The sequence below is a fragment of the Pararhodobacter sp. SW119 genome (genome assembly GCF_017811755.1).
Taxonomy (GTDB): Bacteria; Pseudomonadota; Alphaproteobacteria; order Rhodobacterales; family Rhodobacteraceae; genus Pararhodobacter.
On the sequence record NZ_JADDJF010000001.1, the window covers coordinates 342,157 to 359,564 of the forward strand.

13 protein-coding genes are annotated in these 17,408 nt (G+C 68.1%); 10 read left to right on the forward strand and 3 right to left on the reverse strand.

Annotated features, from left to right (window positions below; all coding sequences use genetic code 11):
- Positions 1-20: 20 nt before the first annotated feature.
- On the forward strand, positions 21-833 hold the full coding sequence (locus tag IM708_RS01600) for an aspartate/glutamate racemase family protein (protein WP_209424547.1): 813 nt from the start codon (positions 21-23) through the stop codon (positions 831-833).
- A gap of 94 nt (positions 834-927) precedes the next feature.
- Positions 928-1,227, forward strand: coding sequence for a DUF4389 domain-containing protein (locus IM708_RS01605; RefSeq protein WP_209424548.1), 300 nt, complete (start codon positions 928-930; stop codon positions 1,225-1,227).
- Between the two features lie 219 nt (positions 1,228-1,446).
- On the opposite strand, the gene IM708_RS01610 is transcribed toward IM708_RS01605, so the two are convergent.
- Together IM708_RS01610 and IM708_RS01615 are read right to left on the reverse strand one after the other, a co-directional pair.
- On the reverse strand, positions 1,447-2,139 hold the full coding sequence (locus IM708_RS01610) for a UTRA domain-containing protein (RefSeq protein ID WP_209424549.1): 693 nt from the start codon (positions 2,137-2,139) through the stop codon (positions 1,447-1,449).
- Positions 2,139-3,503: a formimidoylglutamate deiminase gene (locus IM708_RS01615; protein ID WP_209424550.1), complete on the reverse strand. Its 1,365-nt coding sequence runs from the start codon at positions 3,501-3,503 to the stop codon at positions 2,139-2,141. Before IM708_RS01615 ends, IM708_RS01610 begins: the two co-directional genes overlap by 1 nt.
- Before the next feature lie 101 nt (positions 3,504-3,604).
- Between IM708_RS01615 and hutI the strand changes: the two genes are divergently transcribed.
- The 8 genes from hutI to IM708_RS01655 all read left to right on the forward strand — a co-directional run bounded on the left by hutI (position 3,605) and on the right by IM708_RS01655 (position 15,824).
- Positions 3,605-4,768, forward strand: a complete 1,164-nt coding sequence (hutI, locus tag IM708_RS01620; RefSeq protein ID WP_245242943.1) for an imidazolonepropionase — start codon at positions 3,605-3,607, stop codon at positions 4,766-4,768.
- Positions 4,762-6,279 carry a histidine ammonia-lyase gene (gene hutH / locus IM708_RS01625; RefSeq protein WP_209424551.1) on the forward strand — a complete coding sequence of 506 codons (1,518 nt, stop codon included), beginning with the start codon at positions 4,762-4,764 and terminating at the stop codon, positions 6,277-6,279. The genes hutI and hutH overlap by 7 nt, the downstream gene beginning before the upstream one ends.
- Positions 6,276-7,070 carry an N-formylglutamate deformylase gene (hutG, locus tag IM708_RS01630; RefSeq protein WP_209424552.1) on the forward strand — a complete coding sequence of 265 codons (795 nt, stop codon included), beginning with the start codon at positions 6,276-6,278 and terminating at the stop codon, positions 7,068-7,070. The genes hutH and hutG overlap by 4 nt, the downstream gene beginning before the upstream one ends.
- A 1-nt stretch (position 7,071) precedes the next feature.
- Positions 7,072-8,757: a urocanate hydratase gene (gene hutU, locus IM708_RS01635; protein WP_209424553.1), complete on the forward strand. Its 1,686-nt coding sequence runs from the start codon at positions 7,072-7,074 to the stop codon at positions 8,755-8,757.
- Positions 8,758-8,784: 27 nt separating this feature from the next.
- The gene (locus IM708_RS01640; RefSeq protein WP_209424554.1) at positions 8,785-9,879 is read left to right on the forward strand and encodes a TRAP transporter substrate-binding protein; all 1,095 of its coding nucleotides are present in this window, start codon (positions 8,785-8,787) and stop codon (positions 9,877-9,879) included.
- Between the two features lie 62 nt (positions 9,880-9,941).
- Positions 9,942-10,451: a TRAP transporter small permease subunit gene (locus tag IM708_RS01645; protein ID WP_209424555.1), complete on the forward strand. Its 510-nt coding sequence runs from the start codon at positions 9,942-9,944 to the stop codon at positions 10,449-10,451.
- Positions 10,435-11,985: a TRAP transporter large permease subunit gene (locus IM708_RS01650; RefSeq protein ID WP_209424556.1), complete on the forward strand. Its 1,551-nt coding sequence runs from the start codon at positions 10,435-10,437 to the stop codon at positions 11,983-11,985. The genes IM708_RS01645 and IM708_RS01650 overlap by 17 nt, the downstream gene beginning before the upstream one ends.
- Before the next feature lie 200 nt (positions 11,986-12,185).
- Positions 12,186-15,824 (forward strand): hydantoinase B/oxoprolinase family protein, encoded by a 3,639-nt coding sequence (locus IM708_RS01655; protein WP_209424557.1) that lies wholly within the window; start codon positions 12,186-12,188, stop codon positions 15,822-15,824.
- 141 nt (positions 15,825-15,965) lie between these two features.
- Here IM708_RS01655 and IM708_RS01660 read toward each other — a convergent pair whose 3' ends face one another.
- The gene (locus IM708_RS01660) at positions 15,966-17,321 is read right to left on the reverse strand and encodes a TRAP transporter large permease subunit (protein ID WP_209424558.1); all 1,356 of its coding nucleotides are present in this window, start codon (positions 17,319-17,321) and stop codon (positions 15,966-15,968) included.
- Positions 17,322-17,408: the final 87 nt, after the last annotated feature.

Consider the following 17,408-nt stretch of genomic DNA (forward strand, 5'->3'; position numbering starts at 1 on the left):
ACGCGGCGGAGGGCGGGCGCATGGCGGTGGGCGTGTTCGATTCGGGGCTGGGCGGGCTGACGGTGCTGGCCGCGCTGGAAAAGCGTCTGCCCGACGTGCCCTTCGTCTATCTCGGCGACAACGCCCACACCCCCTATGGGGTGCGCGAGGCCGACGAGATCTTCGCGCTGACCTGCGCCGGGGTGGAACGCCTGTGGGCCGAGGGCTGCGATCTGGTCATCCTGGCCTGCAACACTGCCTCCGCCGCCGCGCTGAGACGTATGCAGGAGACCTGGGTGCCGGCGGAAAAACGCGTCCTCGGCGTCTTCGTCCCGCTGATCGAGGCGCTGACCGAACGCCAATGGGGCGACAACTCCCCCCCGCGCGAGGTAGCGGTGAAGCATGTCGCGCTTTTCGCGACCCCCGCCACGGTACAAAGCCGCGCCTTCCAGCGCGAACTCGCGTTCCGCGCCATCGGGGTAGATGTCGAGGCGCAGCCCTGCGGCGGTGTCGTCGACGCGATCGAGGAAGCCGACATGTTGCTGGCCGAGGCGCTGGTCCATTCCCATGTCGCCGCGCTGAAGCGCCGGATGCCGCGCCCCGACGCGGCGGTGCTGGGCTGCACGCATTATCCCCTGCTGGAGCCCGTCTTCCGCGCCGCAATTGGCGCCGAGGTCGCGGTCTATTCGCAACCCGACATCGTCGCGGCAAGCCTCGAGGATTATCTGCGCCGCCATCCCGACATGCTGGGCACGGGCGCGGAAAGCCGCTTTCTGACCACCGGCGATCCGATCGCCGTGGGCCACCGCGCGACGATCTTCCTGCGCCGCGCCATCGCGTTCGAACCCGCCTGAACGCTGACCTGAACGCTTGCCAGACGCGGCATCTGCGCGCAGTCTGGGCCCGCAACCGACTGGCAACCGACTGACAACCGACGGAGGGGCCGCGATGAGCCGCATGGAAGACGACACACCCGGACCCCAGCGCGACGACGACCCGATGCCGCGCGAGGTCTGGCCCCGCATCCTGTGGATCATCGTCATCGCCGCGATGATCAGCCTGGCGCAGACGATCCTGGTGGTCGTGGCGGTGCTGCAGATCCTGATCATGCTGACCAACCGCGGCAAGCCGAACGAGGAACTGGCCGATTTCGGCTGCATGGTCGGCGCCTGGATCGCCAAGGCCGCGCGCTTCCAGTCGGCGGCCAGCGACATCAAGCCCTGGCCCTGGACGCCGATGGGGTCCTGAGCCGCCCGCCCCCTTGGCAGGGCAGGCGTCCAAGGTTGGACGCTTTGGCAGGGTATTGATCCGAAAGGATTATTCGGCCTCGTTAACCGCAATGAAACTTTCGGACCGCACCTGCAGGCCGGAAGTTAAAAAACCGTTGCGATTTACACGATTTACAAATGACTTCATGAGGTTGCGGCGCAATGCGCACTGCGCGTACCCCCGCCTCGGGCCGCGATGTCAGAGCGTCGCGTCCACACGGTGGCCGGGCGCGTAGGTCAGCCGGACGAAGGTGATCGGCGCGGCCTCGGTCCGGGTGGTGCGTTCGATGGCCAGCAGCGCGTCGCCTTCGGCGCAGTCCAGCCAGCGCGCCGCCTGCGTATCGGCGGGCCGGGCGGTAAACCCGATGGTCCCGTCCGAATAGGGCACGTTCCGCACGAGCCATTCGTTGGCGCTGACGCTCGTGAATTCGGCCTGCACGGGCGGCGCGACCGCCGGGTTGAGCCAGCGATCCTCCAGGCAGAAGGGGCGGTCGTCGGCCAGGTGCAGCGCGATCACGTGGCGCATCGGCGGGCCTGCCGGCCAGTCGAGCGTTGCGCAGACCTCGGGCGGCGGCGGGCGCGGCGCGTCATCGATCAGCCGGTAGCCATGGCGCTGCCCGCGTTCCTCGACATTCTGGCGGATGATGGCGATGTCGAACGTGGCCTTGCGCACCGGCGTGACCGGCACGCGCGTGCCGCCCTTGCGCTTGCGCTCCAAGAGGCCGGCCTCGGCCAGGTCACGCAGGGCGCGGTTCACGGTGGCGCGGGCGCAGCCCAGTTCGGTGGCCAGTTCCGCCTCGTCGGGGATGCGCGCGCCGGGGGGCCAGGTGCCGGCGCGGATCCGCCGCAAAGCCTCGGCGCGGATCGCCTGCCAGGTCACCGTCCGGTCCATCAGAGCGCCCGCAACCGCCGCAGCGTCGCGCGGTAGGCGCGTTCAATACGCTCGCGCGCGACATGCCGACCGTCCCGCACCCTGTGCCGGCCGGCGGCCCAGACATCGCTGACCGCGCGGTCGTCGCCGGCAAAGATCCACGCATCGAGCAGCGTGTCGCCGGTCCGCCCCTCCAGATCGACATGGGTGCTGTCGAGCGCCAGCAGATCCGCCAGCTTCCCCTCGGCCAGCACGCCGGCGTCGCGGCCGGCGGCTTGCGCGCCGCCGCGCGCGACGCCGTCCAGCAGCACGCGGCCGGTCGACATCTCGGTGGTGGCCAGCGCCGCGCGCGACCGGTCCCGCAACCGTTGCGAATAGTCCAGCGTGCGCAATTCCTCGGAAAGCGCGATGCGGATGTTGCTGTCCGACCCCACGCCGAACGCCCCGCCCGCGCCAGTCCAGGCGACGCCGTCGAAGATGCCGTCGCCGAGGCTCGATTCGGTGATCGGGCAGAGACCGGCGACGGCGCCGGTCGCCGCCAGCGCCAGCGTCTCGGCGCGTTCCATCTGCGTGCAGTGGATCAGGCACCAGTTTGGGTCCACGGCCGCGTTGGCCAGCAGCCATTCGGTCGGGCGGGCGCTTCGGGCGGCCTGCACCTCCTCGACCTCGGCCACCTGTTCGGCCAGATGCATGTGCAGCGGTGCGCCGGGGCGCAGGTCCATGCAGGCCGCCAACCCCTCGGGCGAGACGGCGCGCAGGCTGTGCGGCGCGACGCCGAGGCGCGTATCGGCGGGCAGGGGGGTCAGCGCCGCTTCCGCCTGTTCGACCAGCGCCGCGAACCGCGAGGGGTCATTGCCGAAGCGGATCTGCCCTGGCCCCAGCGGCCGGCGGTCGCAGCCCCCGAATTCATAGAGGACGGGCAGCAGCGTCAGCCCGATTCCGGTCTCCTGCGTCGCGGCGGCGATGCGTTCGGACATCTCCGCCAGCCGGGCATAGGGCGTGCCGCCGGGGGCGTGGTGCAGGTAGTGGAACTCCACGTTGCAGGCATAGCCCGCCTCCATCATCTCCATCTGCACGAAGGCGGCGATGGCCTGCACGTCCTCGGGCGTCAGGCGGTCGAGGAAGCGGAACATTAGCTGCCGCCAGGTCCAGAACGTGTCGCGCGGGTCGGGGCCGCGGCGTTCGGTCAGGCCGGCCATCGCCCGCTGAAACGCATGGCTGTGCAGGTTGGCGGGCGCCGGCAGCAGGGCGCCGACGCGCTGCGCGCCGGGCTGGGGCAGGGTGCCCGGCTCGATCCCGGCGATCCGGTCGCCCGCGATCTCCAGCGTCACGTCTTGCGCCCAACCCTTTGCCAGAAGCGCCTGTTCGGCCCAGATCGTCTGCATGCGTCTCCCCCATTGACTCGATAATAAGTATAGACATAATTATCCAAGATGAAGGGGGAATCAAGGTGAATTCGCAACACCACATCCTGACGAACGCCCGCCTGGCCGGGGCAGGGACGCCGGAGACGGGCCGCGCCGCGCTGGTCATCGGCGGCGACCGGATCGTCTGGGCGGGCGCCGAAGCCGACCTGCCCGAGGCCTACCGGGCGGCCGAGCGCACCGATCTGGAAGGGCGGCTGGTCACGCCCGCTTTGATCGACTGCCACACGCATCTGGTCCACGGCGGCCACCGCGCCGCCGAGTTCGAGATGCGCCTCGAAGGAGCCAGCTACGAGGAGATTGCGCGCGCCGGCGGCGGCATCGTCTCGACCGTCTCCGCCACCCGCGCGGCGAGCGAGGACGAACTGCTGGCCCTGGCCCTGCCGCGACTGGACGCGCTTCTGGCCGAGGGCGTGGCGATGGTCGAGGTGAAGTCGGGCTACGGGCTGGATGTCGAGACCGAGTTGCGCATGCTGCGCGTCGCCCGACGGCTGGAACGGATGCGCCCGGTCCGCGTGCGCACCAGTTTCCTCGGCGCGCATGCGCTGCCCGCCGACTATGCCGGCCGCGCCGACGACTATCTCGATCAGGTCTGCCTGCCCGCCCTGCGCGCCGCCCATGCCGAAGGGCTGGCCGATGCCGTCGACGGGTTTTGCGAGAACATCGCCTTTTCGCCCGAGCAGATCGCGCGCGTCTTCACCGAGGCGCGCGCGCTGGGTCTGCCCGTGAAGCTGCACGCCGAACAGCTGTCGCATCAGGGTGGCACGGCGCTGGCGGCGCGCTTCAACGCTCTTTCGGCCGATCACGTCGAATACGCAACCGACGACGACGCCCGCGCCATGGCCGCCGCCGGCACCGTCGCCGTCCTGCTGCCCGGCGCCTTCTACTTCATCCGCGAGACGAAACTGCCGCCGGTTGCCGCCTTCCGCGACCACGGCGTGCCGATGGCGCTGGCCACCGACTGCAACCCCGGCTCATCGCCCCTGACCTCGCTTCTGCTGGTGATGAACATGGCTTGCACGCTCTTCCGCCTGACACCTGAGGAGGCTTTGCGCGGCGTCACCGTCCACGCCGCGCGCGCACTGGGTCTGGATGATTGCGGGCGGATCACGCCGGGCCAGCGCGCCGATCTGGCCGTCTGGGACGTGGAGACACCGGCGGAACTGGCCTACCGCACCGGCTTCAACCCCCTTCACTCCCGCATCTTCGGAGGCCGCGCATGCTGACCCTCACCCCCGGCGCGACATCGCTGGACACGCTCGAACGCCTGTGGCGCGAGGGGTTGCCCGCCCATCTGGACCCCGCCGCCCGGGCCGGGGTCGAGGCCGCCTCCACCCGCGTGCGCGACGCGGCCGAGGGGGGGGAGGCGGTCTACGGCGTCAACACCGGCTTCGGCAAGCTCGCCTCGGTCAAGATCGCGCCCAAGGACACGGCGACGCTGCAGCGCAACCTCATCCTCAGCCATTGCTGCGGCGTGGGCGAGGCGCTGGACGAAGGCACCACCCGGCTGATGATGGCGCTGAAACTCCTCAGCCTCGGCCGCGGCGCTTCGGGGGCGCGCTGGGACGTGATCGCCTCGATCGAGGGGATGCTGGCGCAGGGCGTGACGCCGGTCGTGCCGGCCCAGGGGTCGGTCGGCGCCTCGGGCGACCTCGCGCCGCTTGCGCATATGACCGCGGTGATGATCGGCGCGGGCGAGGCGATCTTCGACGGCCGCCGCTTGGCCGGCGCCAAGGCGCTGGCGGCCGCCGGCCTCACCCCCCTTACGCTCGGCCCGAAAGAGGGGCTGGGGCTGATCAACGGCACGCAATTCTCGACCGCGCTGGCGCTGGTCGGCCTTTTCGATGGGTGGCGCAACGCGCAGGCCGCGCTCGTCACCTCGTGCCTGTCGACCGACGCGATCATGGGCTCGACCGCGCCGCTGGAACCTGAAATCCACAGCCTGCGCGGCCATCGCGGCCAGATCGAGGTCGCGGAGGCGATGCGCGCGCTGATGGCCGGGTCCGCGATCCGCGAAAGCCACCGCGAGGGCGACGCGCGCGTGCAGGACCCCTATTGCATCCGCTGCCAGCCGCAGGTCGCCGGGGCCGCGGTGGACCTCTTGCGCTTCGCCGCGACGACGCTGGAGACCGAGGCGAACGCCGTCACCGACAACCCGCTGGTCGTTGGCGCCGGCATCCTGTCCGGTGGCAACTTCCACGCCGAACCCGTTGCATTTGCGGCCGATATCATCGCCCTGGCCCTAGCCGAAATCGGCGCCATCGCGCAGCGCCGCGTCGCGCTGATGGTCGACCCCACGCTCAGCCACGACCTGCCGCCCTTCCTGACCCCCGATCCGGGGCTGAATTCGGGCTACATGATCGCCGAGGTGACGACGGCGGCGCTGATGAGCGAGAACAAGCATCTGGCGCATCCCTGTTCGACCGACTCGACGCCGACCTCGGCCAATCAGGAGGACCATGTCAGCATGGCTGCCCACGGCGCGCGGCGCCTGCAGCGGATGAACGCCAATCTGTCGGTGATCCTGGGGGTGGAGGCGCTCTGCGCCGCGCAAGGCATCGACTTCCGCGCGCCGCTGACCACCGCACCGCGCCTGCAGGCCGCCATCGGCGCGCTGCGCGCCAAGGCCCCGGCGCTGGATCAGGACCGCTACCTGGCGCCCGAGATCGAGGCGGCGGCGGAACTGGTGCGCAACGCAAGCCTAGTCCGCGCCGCCGATCTGGAGTTCGCGCTATGACGCCCGTCGAAGTAACCGGTGGCGACAGCCCGGTGGTGCTGGGCCTGCCCCATACCGGCACCTGGCTGCCGCCAGAGATCCACGCTCGGCTCAACCCCCGCGGGCAGGTCCTGGCCGATACCGACTGGCATATTCATCGCCTTTACGAGGGGTTGTTGCCCGATGCTACGACCGTGCGCGCGACCTTCCACCGCTACGTGATCGACGCCAACCGCGCCCCCGACGATGAGAGTCTATACCCTGGGCAGAACACGACGGGGCTGGTGCCGACCACCGATTTCGACGGGGAAGCGATCTGGACCGAACCGCCGACGCCCGCCGAGGTCGCCGCCCGCACCGCCGGTTTCCATGCACCCTATCACGCCGCGCTGGCGGCGGAGCTCGACCGCGTGCGCGCCCGCCACGGCGTCGCCATCCTCTACGATTGCCACTCCATCCGCTCGCATATCCCGTTTCTGTTCGACGGCATCCTGCCGGATTTCAACGTGGGCACCGCCGGTGGCGTGACTTGCGCACCCGATCTTGAGTCGACAACCGTCGAAATCTGTTCAAAGTCAGATGGTTACAGCCACATCCTCAACGGGCGTTTCAAGGGCGGCTGGACCACCCGCCACTATGGCCGCCCGGCCGAGGGGCTGCACGCGATCCAGATGGAACTGGCACAAATCACGCATCTGGAAACCGAGTCCCCGCCCTTCGCCCTTTCCGACACGAAGGCCGCGCGCCTGCGGCCGGTCCTCTCCGCCATCCTTTCCCGCCTGGCCGACCTGGCCCCCAGCCTGAGGTCCTGACATGACCAATCCCCGCCACAACCTGCGCGATGTCTTCCCGCCCACCGGCACCGAGTTGAACGCGAAAAGCTGGCTGACCGAGGCGCCCTTGCGGATGCTGATGAACAACCTGCACCCGGATGTCGCGGAAAACCCGCACGAACTGGTCGTCTATGGCGGCATCGGCCGCGCCGCCCGCACCTGGCAGGATTTTGACCGCATCGTGGCCGAGTTGAAGAACCTGGAGGAGGATCAGACGCTTCTGGTGCAATCCGGCAAGCCCGTGGGCGTCTTCCGCACCCACAAGGACGCGCCGCGCGTGCTGATCGCCAATTCGAACCTCGTGCCGCACTGGGCGACGTGGGAGCATTTCAACGAACTGGACCGCAAGGGCCTTGCCATGTACGGTCAGATGACCGCCGGCTCGTGGATCTACATTGGAACCCAAGGCATTGTGCAGGGAACCTACGAGACCTTCGCAGAAGCCGGCCGCCAGCATTTCGGCGGCGATCTGAAGGGCCGCTGGATCCTGACCGCGGGACTGGGCGGCATGGGCGGCGCGCAGCCGCTGGCCGCCGTCATGGCCGGCGCCTGCTGTCTGGCCGTCGAATGCGACGAAACCCGCGCCGATTTCCGCATCCGCACCCGCTATTGCGACGAAAAGGCCGACAGCCTCGACGACGCGCTGGCGATGATCGACCGCTGGACCAAGGCCGGCGAGGCGAAGTCGGTGGCGCTGATCGGCAACGCCGCCGAGGTCTTCCCCGAACTCTACAGGCGCATGCAGGCCGGCGGCCCGCGCCCCGACATGGTCACCGACCAGACCTCGGCCCACGATCCGATCCACGGCTACCTGCCGATCGGCTGGACGGTCGGCGAATGGCGCGCGAAGCAGGAAAGCGACCCCAAGGCCGTCGAGAAAGCCGCGCGCGCCAGCATGAAGACCCATGTCGCGGCGATGGTCGATTTCTGGAACGCCGGCGTACCGACGCTGGACTACGGCAACAACATCCGCCAGGTCGCGAAGGAAGAGGGGCTGGAGAACGCCTTCGCCTTCCCCGGCTTCGTCCCCGCCTATATCCGCCCGCTCTTCTGCCGCGGCGTCGGCCCGTTCCGCTGGGCGGCGCTGTCGGGCGACCCGGAGGATATCTACAAGACCGACGCGAAGATGAAGGAACTGTTCCCCGACAACGACCATCTGCACCGCTGGCTCGACATGGCGCGCGAGCGCATCGCCTTTCAGGGCCTGCCGGCGCGGATCATGTGGATCGGCCTCGGCGACCGGCACAAGGCGGGCCTTGCCATCAACGAGATGGTGCGCACGGGCGAGTTGAAGGCGCCGGTCGTCATCGGCCGCGACCACCTCGATTCGGGCTCCGTCGCCAGCCCCAACCGGGAAACCGAGGCGATGAAGGACGGATCGGACGCGGTTTCCGACTGGCCCTTGCTCAATGCGCTGCTCAATTGCGCATCCGGCGCCACCTGGGTCAGCCTGCACCACGGCGGCGGCGTCGGCATGGGCTTTTCGCAACATTCGGGGATGGTCATCTGCTGCGACGGGACCGAGGATGCCGACCGGCGCCTTGCCAACGTGCTCTGGAACGACCCGGCGACCGGCGTGATGCGCCATGCCGATGCGGGATACGACATCGCCATTGAATGTGCGCGCGAACACGGGCTCAATTTGCCGGCGATACTGAAAGACTGACCGACCAACCAAACAGGGGAGACTGACATGAAAAGACGTGCCTTTCTGAGCGCCGCAACCCTCGGCGCCGCCGCTACCGGCCTTGCCGCGCCAGCCATCGCGCAGGACGTGACGCGCTGGCGCCTGGTCTCGGCCTGGCCGCGCAACCTGCCCGGGCCGGGGGTGGCCGCGCAGATGCTGGCCGACCGGATCACCACGCTTTCCGGCGGCCGGCTCGAAGTGGAGCTTTTCGCCGCCGGCGAGATCGTGCCGGGCCCCGGCGTCTTCGACGCAGTGGGCGAGGGCACCGCCGACATCTACCACGCCGTGCCCGCCTACTGGGGATCGAAATCCAAGGGCATCCTTCTCTTCGGCTCGCAGCCCCTCGGCCTCAACGCGATCGAGCAGCACGGCTGGATGCTGCATGGCGGCGGGCAGGAACTCTACGATGAGATGTACGCCCGCTTCAACCTGAAGCCCTTTCTCTGCGGCAACTCCGGCCCGCAATGGGCCGGCTGGTTCCGCAATGAAATCACCAGCGTCGACGACCTGCGCGGATTGCGCTACCGCACCACCGGCCTCAATTCCGAGGTGATGTCGAAACTCGGCGTCGCGGTCGAGGCGATGCCCGGCCCGGCGATGTTCCAGGCGCTGCAATCGGGCGCGCTCGATGCGGGCGAATTCATCGGGCCATGGTCGGATTCGGCCCTCGGCTTCCAGCAGGTCGCGCCCTATTACTACGACAACGGCGTGGGCGAGCCCTCCTCGGCCGAGGAATGCGCGATCAACCTCGATGCCTGGAACGCGCTCGACGACGACCTCAAGCAGGCCGTCCAGTACGCCGCCGAAAGCCTCTACAACCCGGTGTTGACCGAATACAACACCCGCCACGCGATGGCCCTGCGCGAACTGATCGCCAGCGGCACCGAGGTGCGCCAGTGGCCCGAGGAGATCGTGATCGCCATGGGCAACGCCATGGGCGAGGTGCTGGACGAGATGCTGGACGACAGCGACGAGCTGGTCGTCCGCATCACCGAAAGCTTCCTCGACTACCGCAACCTGATGGTCGAATACATGGCCCATGCCGAGGCCGCGCAACTTGCCGCGCGCGGGCTCGACTACACCTACGGCGGCGAAAGCTGATCCGCCCGGCAGGCGCGCGCCTGCGCGCCTGCCGCCTTCTTCCCGCAACCGGAGTCGCTCCCGTGGCACGCCTTGCCGACAGCCTCGACTGGATCAACCGCGCGGCCGGCGCGGTGGTGATGTGGCTCGCGCTGGCGATGGTGCTGCTGCAATTCGTGCTGGTGCTGATGCGCTACGTCTTCGGCGTCGCCTCGATCTTCTGGGGCGAGGGCGTGCTCTACCTGCACGCGATGATCTTCATGCTGGGCGCGGGCTACACGCTCTGGGCGCAGGGGCATGTGCGGGTCGACATCTTCCACGCGAAACTCTCGCCGCGCGGGCAGGCACTGGTCGACATCTTCGGCCATCTGGCGCTGCTCGGCCCGGCGCTGATCATGCTGCTCTACTGGTCCTGGCCGATGGTGCGGCGGTCCTGGGCGATCCTCGAAGGCCCCATTTCGGTCGGCGGTATCCCGGCCGCGTTCCTGCTGAAATCGCTGGTCCCGGCCTTCTGCGTGCTTCTCTTGATCCAAGGGGTCTCGGCGCTGATCCGCGATCTGATCCGCCTGCGCGAGGGTGTCGATGCCGCTTGATCTGCTGATGTTCGCCGCGCTCATCGTCTTCATCCTGATGGGCTATCCCGTGGCCTTCACCATTGCCGGCGTCGCCACCGCCTTCGCGCTTTTCGGCTGGTGGCTGGATGCGTTTCCGATCAACCTGATGGGCGCGCTCGGTCAGCGCTTCTTCGGGATTATGACCAACCCGGTGCTGACCGCGATCCCCCTTTTCGTGCTGATGGGCGTCGTGCTGGAAAAGTCCCGCATCGCCGAGGAACTGCTGGAGACGATGGGCCGGCTTTTCGGCCAGCTGCGCGGCGGCCTCGGCGTTTCGGTCATGCTGGTCGGCGCGCTCTTGGCGGCCTCCACCGGCATCGTCGGCGCGACCGTGGTGGCGATGGGGCTGATCGCGCTGCCGGCGATGCTGCGCAACGGCTACGACCCGAAACTCGCCGCCGGCGCGGTCTGCACCGCAGGCACGCTGGGCCAGATCATCCCGCCCTCGACGCTCCTGATCATCCTGGCCGAGGTCATGTCCTCGGCCTTCCAGCAGGCGCAATATGCCCAAGGCCGCTTCTCGATCGAGACGATCTCGGTCGGCCAGACCTTTGCCGCGGCGCTGATGCCGGGGTTCCTGCTGGTCGCGATCTATATCGGCTACATCCTCGCGCGCGCCTTCCTGCGCCCGGATGACGCCCCCGCCATGCGCGAACGGGTCGAAGCGGTCTCGACCCCGCAGATCCTCGGCGCGATCCTGCCGCCGGTGATCCTGATCGTTGCCGTGCTGGGCGCGATCCTCGGCGGCATCGCCTCGCCGAACGAGGCCGCCAGCGTCGGCGCCATCGGCGCGATCCTGCTGGCCGGCTACCGGCAGGGTGCGCCGCGCTGGCTGATCCTGTCGGGCGCGGCGGCGCTGCTGGCGCTGGCCGTCGCGGCCGGCGTCCTGCCCGTGCGCCTACAACGCAGCGATGCGGGAACCTTCGAGTTCACGCTGGGCGCGATTTACGGCGCGATGGGCCTCTGGGGGATGATCGCGGTCGCCTTCGCGCTTTTCGCGCTTGGCCGCCAGCGGCTGATGATCCCGGCGCTGAAACAGACCATGATCGTCACCGCGATGATCTTCGCCACGATCCTGATGGCGTCGTATTTCAGCCTGGTCTTCGTCGGGCTGGGGGGCGAGCATCGCGTCGCCGCGATCCTCGACGGGCTGCCCGGCGGCCCGACCGGCGCGCTGATCTTCGCCATGGCCTTCGTCTTCGTCCTCGGCTTCTTCCTCGATTTCGTCGAGATCTCGGTGATCCTGCTGCCCTTGCTGATCCCGCCACTGATCCTGATGGGGCATGACCCGATCTGGCTGGCGGTCCTGATCGCGGTGAACCTGCAGACTTCGTTCCTGACGCCGCCCTTCGGCTTCTCGCTCTTCTACCTGCGCGGCGCGGCACCCAAAAGCGTGACGACGGGCATGATCTACCGGGGCGTGATCCCCTTCATCCTGCTGCAGGTCGTGGCGATCCTGATCATCTGGCTGGCGCCCCCCATCGCGACCTGGCTGCCGCGGGCGCTGTTCTGAAACGCCTGCGGCGAACGGTTAAGAAAAGGTTGCGATCACGAGGAATAATGTTCAATGTCAGCGTATTGATCTCTGGTCCGCTAGCGGACCAGCGCGTTTGAACCCCGCCAACGCGCCGCCACGGGGCCAAAATCGGCGTCAAACAGCGTTGACAATGGCCCGCCGAATTTCAAGACAGGCAAGACAATAGGGGGGCAGTGATGGACGGGAACGGGCAGGGTGGCGGTCAGACCGCGGGGCGCTGGGACTTCTGGATCGACCGCGGCGGCACCTTCACCGACGTGGTGGGCCGCGATCCCGCGGGCGCGCTGCACCCCCTGAAGCTGCTCTCCGAAAACCCCGGCGCCTATGACGACGCCGCGATAGAAGGCATCCGCCGCCTGTTGGGCGGGCAGATCGACCCCGACCGCATCGGCACGGTGAAGATGGGCACGACGGTGGCCACCAACGCGCTGCTGGAGCGCAAGGGCGACCGGGTCCTGCTGCTGATCACCCGCGGCTTCCGCGACGCGCTGCGCATCGCCTATCAGGCCCGGCCCGACATCTTCGCCAAGGAAATCACCCTGCCCGAACAGCTCTACGACCGCGTGGTCGAGGTGGACGAACGCCTGCGCGCCGACGGCGCGGTCGAGTGCGACCTCGACCTCGCCCCCCTGCGCGCGGAACTGGAGCAGGCGCAGGCCGACGGCATCAACGCTGTCGCCATCGCCCTGATGCATTCCTGGAAGAACCCCGCGCACGAGGCGGCGCTGGCCGATCTGGTGCGCGGCAGGGGCTTCGGCCAGGTCTCGGTCAGCCATGAGGTCAGCCCGCTGATCAAGCTGGTCGGGCGCGGCGACACCACGGTGGTCGATGCCTACCTCTCGCCCATCCTGCGCCGCTACGTGGCCCGCGTCGCTGACGCGCTGGGGGCGACCCCGGCGGGGCAGGACGGCCCGACGCTGCAATTCATGATGTCCTCGGGCGGCATGACCGCGGCCGAGGCGTTCCAGGGCAAGGACGCGATCTTGTCGGGCCCCGCCGGCGGCGTCGTCGGCATGGTACAGACCGCGCGGTTGGCGGGGCACGAGAAGGTCATCGGCTTCGACATGGGCGGCACCTCCACCGACGTCGCCCATTGCGCCGGCGACTACGAACGCGCGCTGGATACCGAGGTCGCGGGCGTCCGCATGCGCGCGCCGATGATGCGGATTCACACGGTGGCAGCGGGCGGTGGGTCGATCCTGCATGCCGAACCCGGCCGCTTCCGCGTCGGCCCCGACAGCGCCGGCGCCGACCCCGGCCCCGCCTGCTACCGCCGCGGCGGGCCGCTGACCGTGACCGACGCCAATGTCATGCTGGGCAAGCTGAACCCCGACCTCTTCCCGGCGATCTTCGGACCCGGGCAGGACCAACGGCTGGACCGCGCAGTGGTCGAAAAGAGATTCGCCGAAATCGCCGAGAGCGAGGGCAAGAGCGCCGAGGCGGTCGCCGAGGGCTTCCTCAAGATAGCGGTCGAGAACATGGCTAACGCGATCAAGAAGATCAGCGTTCAGCGCGGCTATGACGTGACCCGCTACCTGCTCAATTCCTTCGGTGGCGCGGGGGGCCAGCACGCCTGCCTCGTGGCCGATGCGCTGGGGATGGAGTCGGTGCTGATCCATCCGCTGTCGGGGTTGCTCTCGGCCTACGGGATCGGGCTGGCGACGGTCTCGGCTAGCCGCCAGCAAGCGCTGCTGAAACCGCTCGCGCCCAACTCGACCGATGCCATCGACACGCTGATCGACGACCTGCGCGCCCAGGTCACCGGCGATCTGGACGACCAAGGCGTGCCAAATGACGCGACCGAATGGCTGCCGGTCCTGATGCTGCGCTACGCCGGCACCGACACCGCATTGCCGGTGCCTTTCGCCGACCGCGACCTGAAGAAGGCCCGCGCGGATTTCGAGGCCGCGCACAAGGCGCAGTTCGGCTTCATCTACGACGACAAGGAAATTACCGTCGAGGCCATCGACCTGCAGGCCCACGACGCCCGCCCCACCGGCACCGAAGAGCCTGAACGGGCGACCGAGGAAACCGAACCCGACCCCGACGAGAAGACGAAAATCTTCGCCGGGGGCGACTGGCACGCGGCGGGCGTCTTCCGGCGCGAAAGCCTCGGCCCCGGCGCCATCGTCACCGGCCCCGCGCTGATCATCGAGGCGAACCAGACCATCGTGATCGAGCCCGGCTGGCGCGCCGAAATCACCGCCCGCGACCATGTCCTGATGCAGCGCTACCGGGCGGCCGAGCGGGCGCAGGTGGTGGGCGCCGGCCGCGCCGATCCGATCCTGCTGGAGGTGTTCAACAACCTTTTCATGAACATCGCCGAGCAGATGGGCGTGGCGCTGCAGAACACCGCCCATTCGGTGAACATCAAGGAGCGGCTGGATTTCTCTTGCGCGGTCTTCGATGCTGACGGCGCGCTGGTCGCCAACGCCCCGCACATGCCGGTGCATCTGGGCTCGATGGACCGCTCGGTCGAAACGGTGATCCGGCTGAACCCGGAAATCCGCCCCGGCGACGTCTATGCGCTGAACGCGCCCTACAACGGCGGCACGCATCTGCCCGACATCACCGTCGTCTCGCCGGTCTTCGACGATGCCGAGGAAAACGTGCTCTTCTGGGTCGCCTCGCGCGGGCATCACGCCGATGTCGGCGGCACCGCGCCGGGGTCGATGACGCCGCTGGCAACGACCGTGGACGAGGAAGGCGTGCTGATCGACAACCTCAAGCTGGTCGAGAGAGGGCGCTTGCGCGAGGAGGAGTTGCGCCGGGTGCTGACCGACCACAAATATCCCTGCCGCAACCCCGACCAGAACGTCGCCGACCTGAAGGCGCAGGTCGCGGCGAACGAGCGCGGTGCGGCGGAGTTGCGCAAGATGGTCGGGGAATTCGGCCTGGATGTCGTGCAGGCCTATATGCGCCATGTCCAGGACAACGCCGCCGAGGAGGTGCGCCGCCTGCTGGGCCGGCTGGAGGATTGTCGCTACGAATACGAGACCGACACCGGCCAGATGATCCGCGTCCAGATCACCGTCGATCGCGACGCGCGCGAGGCGACTGTGGATTTTACCGGCACGTCCGACGCGCAGCCAAACAACTTCAACGCGCCCGAGCCGGTGACGCGTGCCGCTGTCCTATACGTCTTCCGGGTGATGGTGGAGGCGCCGATCCCGATGAACGCGGGTTGCCTGCGCCCCATTCGGATCATCGTGCCGAAAGGGTCGATGCTGGCGCCGGAATATCCGCGCGCGGTGGTGGCGGGAAATGTGGAGACCAGCCAGCACGTCACCAACGCCCTTTTTGGCGCGCTGGAGGCGATCGCCAACAGCCAGGGGACGATGAACAACCTGACCTTCGGCAACGACCAGTACCAGTATTACGAGACGATCTGTTCGGGCTCCCCCGCCGGGCGCATGAACGACGGGCGGGGGTTCGACGGAACCTCGGGCGTGCATGTCCACATGACCAATTCGCGCCTGACCGACCCCGAGGTGCTGGAACTGCGCTTTCCGGTGCTGCTGGAAGAATTCGGGCTGCGGCCGGACTCAGGCGGGCAGGGGAAGTGGCGCGCGGGCGACGGGACGACGCGGACGATCCGGTTTCTGGAACGGATGGACTGCGCGATCCTGTCCTCGCACCGCAACCGCGCGCCGCAGGGCGTGGCGGGCGGCGGGCCGGGTGAGAAGGGGCGCACGCTGGTGCGCCGGCTTTCGGGCGAGGTGGAGCAGTTGAAAGGCTGCGACCAGACGGTGCTGGAGGCGGGCGAGGCGGTGACGGTGATCACGCCGACCGCCGGGGGGTACGGGGAGGATTGAGGGCCAAAAGGCAGGTTGCTCAAGCTTGAGCACGCCCGCAAGTCCTTGATATAGAGCGCAAAGCGATTTTTTCTTAACCTGACCGCAACTTAGTTTCAGCGCGTCGGGCGAGCCCGGCGCGCGTTGGAGTCCGGTGACGGCTCACAGCATCCGGCCGGGCAGCCAGAGCACGATTTGCGGGAAGGTGAAGACCATCAGCACCGCCAGCACCTGCAGCAGCACGAAGGGGATCACCCCCTTGTAAATGTCGACGATCGTCACCTCGGGCGGGGCCACGCCCTTCAGGTAGAAGAGCGAGAAGCCCACGGGCGGTGTCAGGAACGAGGTCTGCAGGGTCACCGCGAAGAGGACGATGAACCAGATCTGATCGAAGCCCAGCAGCACCACGACCGGCGCCACCAGCGGCAGCATGATCAGCGAAATCTCCAGCCAGTCGAGGAAGAAGCCGGCGAGGAAGGCGATGAAGAGGATCGTCAGCACCACGCCCGACGGCCCGAAGGGCAGCGAGCGCAGGGACTGGGTGATGAACTCGTCCCCGCCGAGCTGGCGCATGACCACGGCGAACATAGTCGCGCCGAGGAAAATGCCGAAGATGAAGGCGGTGGTGAGCGTGGTCTTCATGCCGACATCCTTCAACACCGCCCAGCTGAGCCGCCCGTTGAGCGCGGCCAGCACGGTGGCGCCGAAGGCGCCGACGCCCGACGCCTCGGTCGGGGTGGCGATGCCGAAGAAGATCGATCCGAGCACCGCGAAGATCAAGAGAAGCGGCGGAATGACGGCCAGAAGCGTGTCCAGGATCAGCCGCGCCGACACCGGCGGCAGGTCGGTCGGCGCCGGCGCGAGTTTCCTGAAGAGCGCCGCGGCGATCAGGATGTAGAGCAGGTAGAACCCGCCCAGCATCAGCCCCGGAAACAAGGCCCCCATGAACAGGTTGCCGACCGAAACCGACATCTGGTCGGCCATGATGATCAGCATGATCGACGGCGGGATCAGGATGCCCAGCGTCCCGGCCGAGGCCACAACCCCCGACGCAAAGCCCTTGTTGTAGCCCTGCTGGAGCATGATCGGCATCGACAAAAGTGCAAGCAGCACCACCGAGGCGCCGACAATGCCGGTGGACGCCGCCAGCAGGATGCCGATCAGCACCACACCCAGCGCCAGCCCGCCACGGAAGCGGCCGAACAGCAGGATGAAGTTCGACATCAGCTTTTCGGTCACGCCCGAACGTTCCAGCATCAGCCCCATGAAGATGAACATGGGCAACGCGACCAGGATCCAGTTCGACATCTGCCCCCAGATGCGCTGGACGAAGATGCCGAAGATCCGCATGTCGGTCAGGAAATAGGTGTCCCACCCGAACCATTCGAAGCCGAAGATGGCGATGAAGCTGAAGATGATCGAGACGCCGGCCAGCGCCCAGGCGACCGGGATGCCGGTGAAGATGATCGCGATGAACGACAGCAGCATCGCCACCACGAGGATTTCGTTGGTCTCCATCAAGCGTCCCTGTCCCGTTTGCCCGTGCGGACCCTGATCCGCGGCCAAGAAATGGATGGACCGTTCGTGCGGTCCCTGGTTGTTCGG

Coding starts and splice junctions, on each gene's coding strand:
- IM708_RS01615 (WP_209424550.1), bottom strand. CDS start 3,503: ATGCAGACGATCTGGGCCGAACAGGCGCTTCTGGCAAAGGGTTGGGCG.
- IM708_RS01600 (WP_209424547.1), top strand. CDS start 21: ATGGCGGTGGGCGTGTTCGATTCGGGGCTGGGCGGGCTGACGGTGCTG.
- IM708_RS01640 (WP_209424554.1), top strand. CDS start 8,785: ATGAAAAGACGTGCCTTTCTGAGCGCCGCAACCCTCGGCGCCGCCGCT.
- hutH (WP_209424551.1), top strand. CDS start 4,762: ATGCTGACCCTCACCCCCGGCGCGACATCGCTGGACACGCTCGAACGC.
- hutU (WP_209424553.1), top strand. CDS start 7,072: ATGACCAATCCCCGCCACAACCTGCGCGATGTCTTCCCGCCCACCGGC.
- IM708_RS01660 (WP_209424558.1), bottom strand. CDS start 17,321: ATGGAGACCAACGAAATCCTCGTGGTGGCGATGCTGCTGTCGTTCATC.
- hutG (WP_209424552.1), top strand. CDS start 6,276: ATGACGCCCGTCGAAGTAACCGGTGGCGACAGCCCGGTGGTGCTGGGC.
- IM708_RS01605 (WP_209424548.1), top strand. CDS start 928: ATGAGCCGCATGGAAGACGACACACCCGGACCCCAGCGCGACGACGAC.
- IM708_RS01655 (WP_209424557.1), top strand. CDS start 12,186: ATGGACGGGAACGGGCAGGGTGGCGGTCAGACCGCGGGGCGCTGGGAC.
- IM708_RS01610 (WP_209424549.1), bottom strand. CDS start 2,139: ATGGACCGGACGGTGACCTGGCAGGCGATCCGCGCCGAGGCTTTGCGG.